The sequence below is a fragment of the Mesorhizobium sp. M7A.F.Ca.US.005.03.2.1 genome, from assembly GCF_003997795.1.
GTDB lineage: Bacteria > Pseudomonadota > Alphaproteobacteria > Rhizobiales > Rhizobiaceae > Mesorhizobium > Mesorhizobium ciceri.
Genome location: NZ_RZRP01000419.1, coordinates 1 through 5,444 on the forward strand (window position 1 = coordinate 1; position 5,444 = coordinate 5,444).

A 5,444-nucleotide genomic window follows, 5' to 3' on the forward strand; every position below is an offset into this window, starting at 1 on the left:
GGATTCGGCCAGCCGGCGCGGCGATTCGAAGAAAATCAATGTCGCCGGCACGGCTTTCAGTGCCTCCAGCCGCGTCAGCCGCTGCCCGGTCTTCACCGGTAAAAATCCGGCGAACATGAAGGCATCGGAGGGCAGGCCGGATGCGGTCAACGCCGCGAGCGGCGCCGATGGGCCGGGGATAGGCACGACGCGAATGCCGTGGTCGAGCGCCTCGCCGACCAGCCGGTAGCCGGGATCGGACACCAGCGGCGTGCCGGCATCGGAGATCAGCGCCACGCTCTGTCCGGCCTGCAGCGCCGCGATCAGCTTCGGCCCGGCCTCGCCTGCATTATGCTCATGATAGGCTGTGGTGCGGCGGCGGATGCCATAACGGTCGAGCAGCACGCGCGACACCCGTGTGTCTTCGCAAGCGACGATGTCGGCGGCGGCCAGCGTCTCCAGCGCGCGCAGCGTGATGTCGGCGAGATTGCCGATCGGCGTCGCCACCAGATAGAGCGCCGGCTCCAGCGGCCGGGCCGCGATCTCGGTCTGCCCGACCACATAGCTGCGCTTGCCCGTCTCTGCGGTCACTGACGACTTCTCCATTCAGCCCTGTTTGGCACGGCTGACGCGGGCTTGCAAAAGCTGATGCCGATGTAGGGAATTCGCCTTTCCTTTGCCACAGTGGGGAACCAAACCGGCGTTGGCAGATTAGCCCCCTGATTCCGGAGGAGGACAGGATGGACAGCCTCAAGATACAAGACGCTTTCGAACCCTACTATGCCGGCCGCAACCGCGTTGCCACCCCCAGGGACAAGCGCCCGTCTGCCAAGACCGAGCACAGCCTGACCGAAGAGCGCGTCGCCAGCACCTTGCCGACGAACGTCAGCCTTTCCGACAACAAACCCGACAGCACGACGGAGCACTGACCGGACGATGCCCAATCGCTTCGATATCTTCATCACCCGTCTTGAAACGAAGAACGCACGCCATGGCGCGCAACTACCCTCGATAGGCGACCAGCACAGCACCCGCCGCGATAAGGGCGACGCCAAGCCAGTTCGCTCCGGACAACCGCTCGCCGAGAAAGGCCGCGCCAAACACCGCCACAAGCACGACGCTTAGCTTGTCGATCGGCGCCACCTGCGCCGCATTGCCGATCTTCAGGGCGCGAAAATAGCAGAGCCATGAAGCGCCGGTCGCCAGACCGGACAGGGCGAGGAAAGCCCAGGTCTTTCCCGAGATCGTAGCCGGCGACTGGAATTGGCCGCTGGCGAGCAGGATGGCACCGAGCACGATCAGGATGATGATCGTGCGGATGAAGGTGGCGAAATCGGAATTGATGTTCTCGATGCCGACCTGGCGAAGATCGCCGTCAGGGCAGCGAATGCAGCCGAGAGCAGTGCCCAGAATTGCCAGGAGGATACGGTCAGGTTCATGCGGGTGGCCTTCGCGGATGGCGTCTTAACCGAGATACCGCGAAATGCGTGCCTTCAGAAGGCCAATCAACTCCAGATCCATGAATTCATAATTGTCAGGTATGTCGAGGCAGATCACACGCGCCTTCTTCAGGCTGGCCCTGAATTTCTTCTGCAGCTTGGTGCGGTGCGCCTTTTCCATGACGAAGATGATGTCGGCCCAAGCGACCAGCTCATGCGTCAGCGGCGTGTCGGCATCGTGGTTGGTTCCGGCCGAGGCCACCTCGATATCACGGCGCGTTGAAAACACCTGTTCGGCGGTCGGGCTGCGCAAGCGGTTCTGGCTGCAGACGAAAAGGACGTTCTTCAAGGGTTAGCGCGCCAGATCGGCGACCACCGCGTCGAGCACGATCATGCCGGCGGCCGTGGCGCGCAGGCGCGCATTGCCGATCGGCGCCACCAGCCCTTCGCCCTGCAGCATCGACAGCCGCGCGCTCGACAGGCCGCGCCCGGAGAACGCCTCGTAGCGGGAGAGATCGATGCCTTCGGCCAGCCGCAGGCCCATCAGCAGGAATTCGTCGGCCTCTTCCGAGCGCGTCAGGATCTCGCCGCCGGTGACGCCATGGCCCTTGGCCTCGACCAGATTGGCCCAGGTTTCCGGCATCCGCTCGGCGATTGTCACCGTGCGGCGGCCGTTCTCGACGAAGCGGCCATGCGCGCCCGGCCCGACGCCGACATATTCGCCATAGCGCCAATAGGTCAGGTTGTGCCGGCTCTCGGCGCCCGGCCTGGCGTGGTTGGAAATCTCGTAGGCCGGCAGGCCGTGCGCCGTGGTGATCTCCTGCGTCAGCGCATAGAGGTCGGCGGCATGGTCGTTGTCGGGGATGACGAATTTCTTTGCCGCATGCAGCGCGTGGAAGGGCGTGCCTTCCTCGATGGTCAGCTGGTAGAGCGACAGATGGTCGGCGGCATGGCCGATCGCCTGTTCCAGCTCCGATGCCCAAGCCTCCGGCGTCTGGCCGGGGCGGGCGTAGATCAGGTCGAAGGACAGCCTTGGGAATATTTCCCGCGCGAAGCCGATGGCGTGCAGGGCCTGTTCGACATTGTGCAAACGGCCGAGGAAGCGCAAATCCTTGTTGTTCAGCGCCTGCACGCCGAGCGACACGCGATTGACGCCGGCTGCCCGGTAGCCGCGAAAGCGCTCGGCCTCGACCGAGGACGGATTGGCCTCCAGCGTCACCTCGATGCCGGCAGGCACCGTCCAGTTCTTCGCCACGGCGTCCAGAACCCTGGCCACGGTTTCCGGCTTCATCAGCGAGGGCGTGCCGCCGCCTAGAAAAACGCTGGTCACCTCGCGCGGCCCGGTGCGCTCGCGCATCGTCGCCAGTTCGGCCTCGAAGGCGGCGGCAAAGCGCTCCTGGTCGACCGGCTGGTGGCGAACATGGCTGTTGAAGTCGCAATAGGGGCATTTGGCCGCGCAGAACGGCCAGTGGACATAGACGCCGAAGCCGGGCGCCCGGTCGAGCAGCATGCTCATGCCGAGCCCAATCGAGCTTGGGCGAATTTCTGGAAGGCGCGGGCGCGGTGCGACAGCGCCGTGGCCTGGCCGGGCTTCCAGCCATGCTTTTCCTCGGCGCTCATTTCGCCGAAGGTTTTTTCGAAGCCATCGGGCAGGAACACAGGATCGTAGCCGAAGCCGAGCTCGCCGCGCGGTGGCCAGACCAGCGTGCCCTCGGCCTCGCCGCGATAATATTCCGCCTCGCCGTCGGGAAACGCCAGGCAGATGACGGCGACAAAGCGTCCCTTGCGCTGCTCCGGCAAGGCGGCGCCGACCTCCTGCAGCGCCACTTCGGTGCGTTGCATGGCCATGCCGAAGTCACGCGAACCGTCCGGGGTTTCGGCCCAGTTGGCGGTGTAGACGCCGGGCGCGCCGTCAAGCGCGTCGACGCACAGGCCGGAATCGTCCGACAGCGCCGGCAGGCCGGTCGCCTTGGCGGCGGCGAGCGCCTTGATGTAGGCGTTCTCCTCGAAGGTGGTGCCGGTCTCGTCCGGCTCCGGCAGGCCATACTCCCTGGCCGACTTCGCTTCGAAGCCGAACGGTCCCATCAGGTCGGCGAATTCGCGCAGCTTGCCCTCATTATGGCTGGCGACGACGATCTTCTTGCCATCGAGAGAATGCATCAAAGGCCCCAGATTCTTGGCTCGGCAAATTCGATCGAATTGCCCGAGGGGTCGCGTATATAGATCGAACGGCCGCCCTGCGGCCACTCGAATTCGCTCTCGATGGCGATCTTCTTTGCCTCCAGATGGGTTTTCCAGCCGGCGATTTCATCGGCGGTCGCCGTAAAGCAGAGATGACCTTGGCCGACCGCGCCGTGCGGTGGCACCGGCAGCCTCGCGTCAGGCGCCGGCGGGATTTTGGTTGCCTCGGCGTTGAAGACGAGCAGCACGCCGGGGCCGCAGCGGAAGAAGAGGTGGCGGCCGTCGACCTTGCCGAGGAGATTGAGGCCGAGGATGTCGGTGTAGAAGGTTTCGGCGGCGGGCAGGTCTGTGACGTAGAGGGCCGATTCCAGGATCGCGGAGGGTGTCACGAGGCGCCCCCCTCTGGCCTGCCGGCCATCTCCCCCTCAGGTGGGGAGATTGGCAGCTTCTGCATTGTCGCGCACCCTACAACGCCGGAGATTGGCGAAGCCCTAGACGACATCCGATCTCCCCACTTGAGGGGGAGATGGCCGGCAGGCCAGAGGGGGGCGCTCAGGCTCGACATCTAAAAACTAAGCCACCGCCATCTGCTGCAAACTCACCAGGCGCTGGATGCCTTTCTTGGCCAGGCCCATCAAGTCCGCGAACTGCTCCTCGGAGAAAGGCTCGCCCTCGGCGGTGCCCTGGATCTCGACGATGCCACCCTTGCCGGTCATGACGAAATTGGCGTCGGTGCCGGCTGCGGAATCCTCGATATAGTCGAGGTCGATGACCGGCTGGCCGTCATGGATGCCGCAGGAGATCGCCGCGACATGGTCCTTCAGCACCTTGGCGACGCTGGCCATCTGGCGGGCTTCCATCCAGCGCAGGCAGTCATACAGCGCCACCCAGCCGCCGGTGATCGAGGCGGTGCGGGTGCCGCCATCGGCCTGGATGACGTCGCAGTCGACGGTGATCTGCTGTTCGCCCAGCGCCTGCAAATCGACCACGGCGCGCAAGGAGCGGCCGATCAGCCGCTGGATTTCCAGCGTGCGGCCGCCCTGCTTGCCGGCCGAAGCCTCACGGCGCATGCGCTCGCCGGTCGAGCGCGGCAGCATGCCGTATTCCGCCGTCACCCAGCCCTTGCCGGAGTTGCGCATCCAACCCGGCACTTTTTCCTCGAGGCTGGCCGTGCACAGGACATGCGTGTCGCCGAACTTCACCAGGCATGAGCCTTCGGCATGCTTGGAGACGCCACGCTCGAAGGAGATGGCACGCATTTCGTCGAATTGGCGTTTGGAAGGGCGCATTCAGGGCTGCTTTCTTGTCATTTTTCGGAATCTTGGCCGGCTTGTAACCGCATGGGACGCGTGGCGCAAAGGAAAATGGGCTGACGATCGGACACAGACACCGGGTTGCGCGGGTGCGGTGTAAGTCTATATCCTTGGGCCGGAGGTTTTTGGCCGTATGACCAAGGCAGTCGATCCGAGTTCGCAGTCGCCCGCGCTTCAGTCGCCAGTATTCCAGGCGCTCGACATGCGTTCCCGCGACATCTTCCGGCGCATCGTCGATTCCTATCTCAGGGACGGTGAACCGGTGGGATCGCGCAGCCTGTCGCGTATCCTGCCGTCCTCGCTGTCGCCGGCGACCATCCGCAACGTGATGAGCGACCTCGAGCATCTCGGCCTGATCTACGCGCCGCACATTTCGGCCGGCCGGCTGCCAACGCAGGCCGGCCTGCGTTTCTTCGTCGATGCCTTCATGGAGCTTGGCGACCTTTCCGACGAGGAGCGCCGCGCCATCGAGGCACAGGTGCGGGCGTCCGGCTCCGGTGCGACGCTGGAGCACATGCTGACCGAGGCCAGC

7 protein-coding genes and 2 pseudogenes are annotated in these 5,444 nt (G+C 64.8%); 2 read left to right on the forward strand and 7 right to left on the reverse strand.

The features are described from left to right. Positions 1 to 585: 16S rRNA (cytidine(1402)-2'-O)-methyltransferase (gene rsmI / locus EN991_RS21720; protein WP_127369518.1), on the reverse strand; the 585-nt coding region annotated here is incomplete at its 3' end. A gap of 134 nt (positions 586 to 719) precedes the next feature. Between rsmI and EN991_RS21725 the strand changes: the two genes are divergently transcribed. Next, on the forward strand, positions 720 to 908 hold the full coding sequence (locus EN991_RS21725; RefSeq protein WP_013528626.1) for a hypothetical protein: 189 nt from the start codon (positions 720 to 722) through the stop codon (positions 906 to 908). Positions 909 to 981: 73 nt separating this feature from the next. Here EN991_RS21725 and EN991_RS21730 read toward each other — a convergent pair. From EN991_RS21730 to rph, 6 genes and pseudogenes are all read right to left on the reverse strand, one after another. Beyond that, positions 982 to 1,418: pseudogene (locus EN991_RS21730) on the reverse strand (EamA family transporter). Positions 1,419 to 1,443: 25 nt separating this feature from the next. Next, positions 1,444 to 1,767 carry a low molecular weight protein tyrosine phosphatase family protein gene (locus EN991_RS21735; protein ID WP_127369519.1) on the reverse strand — a complete coding sequence of 108 codons (324 nt, stop codon included), beginning with the start codon at positions 1,765 to 1,767 and terminating at the stop codon, positions 1,444 to 1,446. Positions 1,768 to 1,770: 3 nt separating this feature from the next. Further along, positions 1,771 to 2,934 carry a radical SAM family heme chaperone HemW gene (hemW, locus tag EN991_RS21740; RefSeq protein WP_127369520.1) on the reverse strand — a complete coding sequence of 388 codons (1,164 nt, stop codon included), beginning with the start codon at positions 2,932 to 2,934 and terminating at the stop codon, positions 1,771 to 1,773. Beyond that, the gene (gene rdgB, locus EN991_RS21745; RefSeq protein WP_024502184.1) at positions 2,931 to 3,578 is read right to left on the reverse strand and encodes an RdgB/HAM1 family non-canonical purine NTP pyrophosphatase; all 648 of its coding nucleotides are present in this window, start codon (positions 3,576 to 3,578) and stop codon (positions 2,931 to 2,933) included. Before rdgB ends, hemW begins: the two co-directional genes overlap by 4 nt. Beyond that, positions 3,578 to 3,988, reverse strand: coding sequence for a VOC family protein (locus EN991_RS21750; RefSeq protein ID WP_127369521.1), 411 nt, complete (start codon positions 3,986 to 3,988; stop codon positions 3,578 to 3,580). The genes rdgB and EN991_RS21750 overlap by 1 nt, the downstream gene beginning before the upstream one ends. Positions 3,989 to 4,171: 183 nt before the next feature. Beyond that, positions 4,172 to 4,888: a ribonuclease PH gene (gene rph / locus EN991_RS21760; RefSeq protein WP_013528632.1), complete on the reverse strand. Its 717-nt coding sequence runs from the start codon at positions 4,886 to 4,888 to the stop codon at positions 4,172 to 4,174. 157 nt (positions 4,889 to 5,045) lie between these two features. Between rph and hrcA the strand changes: the two are divergent. Further along, positions 5,046 to 5,444, forward strand: a pseudogene (gene hrcA, locus EN991_RS21765) (heat-inducible transcriptional repressor HrcA); the annotation flags it as partial.